The following is a 2,423-nucleotide window of genomic DNA, read 5'->3' as shown; positions in this document are numbered from 1 at the left end:
GTGGACGAGGCAGGGCGGGGCCTTTCGCGGCCCGAGCCCCGCGGCCCGGCGCATGAGCAGATGGTGAAGCGGCGCTTCCCATTCCTGCGCTTCGATGACGTCGACGCCCTCCTGCTCCACCAGGCGTTCAGCGAAGTGAGCCGCCGCCCAGGAGAACCAGCGCACCGGAAAGTCTCCGGCGCGCAGGCCGTCCCGCTCTCGCCGCAGGCGCTCCAGCTCGCGTCCGTCGGCACCGTCGGGCAGGTCGTCCTCCGCGACGCGGTGGACGATCAGCCTCCCGTCGACCAGCATCTCGCGGTGGAGCGGCGCGGCGGACCAGCGTTGGCCAAGCACATGGACCGTGTCGCCGGCCTCGGCCAGCAGCCGGGCGATGTTGACGACATAGGTGCCGATGCCGCCGGGCGGATAGGGCGCAGGCGGATATTCCCGGCTGATGATCAGGTGGCGCATGACCGCACTCGCGTTCCGTCCTTCAGGTCATGGCTTCGGACGCCGCAGCTGTCGGATGGTCCGCCGGATCGGGCGCATGAATGCGCGGCGCAGCCACCGCCCCGCGATTTCGCGGGACTTCCGCCATCGCGGCGCATGGCTGTCGAGCCGCGCCCTGAAAAGTTTCGCAGCGACGACCGCCACGGCGCGCAGCGTGCGCGGCGAACGGCCGCACAGGAGCGCTTCGCGGAGCTGGACCAAAGTCGCCTCCGCATCCCCGCGCGCCGCGGCCGCGTTGGCGTAGCGCAGGGCGAAGCGCGACCAGTTCTCGAGACCCCGGCGCCGCGCGTCGGAGACGAGTTCGGGAGGCAGATAGCCGCCGATGATCCCCACCGCGTTGCGGAGATCGCGGATGTTCTGGCCGGAGCGGATCGACCGTTTCGTGAGAGATTCTGGGCTGTCGCGATAGAAGGCGAGGATCTCGGGCACATAGCCGACCGGATAGCCGGCGGCCGTGATCCGCGTCCACATCTCCCAGTCCTCGCCGCAGCTGAGGATGCGCGCGTCGAAGCCACCGAGCCGCTCGTACACCTCGCGCCGCACGACGATCGACGGAGCCTGGATGCGAAGCTCCCCGACGATCTGCTCCAGCCATCCGGAGATCACGCCGGCCCGCTCCTGCTCCAGCGGCGAGGTCCACTGCACCGATCTGTCCGGTTCGATGATCTGATGGCGGCAGAAGGCAGCGCCGAGCGATGGTTCCGCCTCGAACAACCGGTCCATCGCCGCATAGAAGCCGGGGCCCACCCAGTCGTCGGCGTGCAGGAGATGCACGATGTCCCCTCTGGCGCGCTTGAGGCAGGTGTTGAAGTTCCGGCTGTGCCCGACGTTGACGGGCTGGCGATGGAAGGACGCCCGACCGCCGCCGACCGCCGCGACGACCGCCGCGGGATCGTCCCGCGTGGAGCAGTCGTCGACCACCTCGATCTGCATCTCGCTCTCGGGCGGAGCCTGGGCCAGGACGCTCGGAAGGCTGACGCGCAACTCGTCCGCCCCGTTGAAGACCGGGATCATCACCGACCAGCGCGGACGGGGCCCATCCCGGGGCACCGCCGGGATCTCCTCCCAGTGCGGCGACCGAGGCATGGCGACGACCGGAAGCGGATGTCGCTGGCTCATCGACGAGGACCTCGCGTCAGCCTGATCCGGATGGTGCCGCGGACGCCACGCCCCAGCGGCAAGGCGGGTTGAGAATGCCGAGGCCGGAAACGGACTGGCCCACCACCACGAACGACGCCGATCGCTCGATGGCGTCGTGGCAGATCTGCCAGTGCTCGTCGTAAAGGCCGACCGAGACGAAGTAGGAACCGGGAGCGAGATCCAGTCGTTCGATCACGAGGCGCAGCCGCGCCCTGCCCGCCGCCGGCGGCTCGACATGCGTGGCGTCGGTATTCGAATCGAAACAAATCAGGTGATCCTCGCGCTTGACGCTCACGCTTGCCTTCAGCGCCCTCAACGGAGCGTTGACGACGTAATCGATCTCAATCGAGAGCGGCGCGCCGGGCATGATGGTGTCGAGCGGATCACCCTGAGCAGACGTCAGGCGCGCCGCGAGAATGGACGCCGCCGCTTCGGACGCGCCGCGCTGCTGCCCGCTCGCGTCGGCCCTTTCGCCGTCGGCCGTCGTCCGCTCGTAGAGCGCCATCGTCTCCAGGGTCGGGCCGAAGGCGACCTGTCGTCCGTCCTTGAGATACAGGATGTCGTCGCAGAGCGCCCTGATTTGCGCGGGGTCATGCGAGACGAGGAAGATGGTGCAGCCGGCCCGCTTGAATTCCGACACCTTCGCCAAGCACTTGCGCTGAAAGGCGATGTCGCCGACCGCCAGGACCTCGTCGATGAGCAGCACGTCGGGATCTATGTGGATGGCGACGGCGAACGCCAGGCGCATGCGCATGCCCGTGCTGTAGGTCCGCAATGGGCTCTCGATGAACTCA

General features: G+C 68.6%; 3 protein-coding genes. All 3 read right to left on the bottom strand.

Going from position 1 to position 2,423, the window contains the following annotated elements:
* Nucleotides 1-450: glycosyltransferase (locus V7Q31_RS18820; protein ID WP_333835366.1), on the bottom strand; the 450-nt coding region annotated here is incomplete at its 3' end.
* A gap of 27 nt (nucleotides 451-477) precedes the next feature.
* A complete protein-coding gene (locus V7Q31_RS18815) occupies nucleotides 478-1,539 on the bottom strand; it encodes a glycosyltransferase family 2 protein (protein ID WP_333835365.1) in 1,062 nt (353 codons plus the stop codon).
* An 85-nt stretch (nucleotides 1,540-1,624) separates the two neighbouring features.
* Nucleotides 1,625-2,423 (bottom strand): ABC transporter ATP-binding protein (locus V7Q31_RS18810; RefSeq protein ID WP_333835364.1); only part of this gene is annotated, 799 nt, incomplete at its 5' end.

The sequence above is a fragment of the Rubrimonas sp. genome, from assembly GCF_036788415.1.
In the GTDB taxonomy this organism is placed as follows: Bacteria; Pseudomonadota; Alphaproteobacteria; order Rhodobacterales; family Rhodobacteraceae; genus Rubrimonas.
This window is presented reverse-complemented; position numbering and strand designations above follow the sequence as displayed.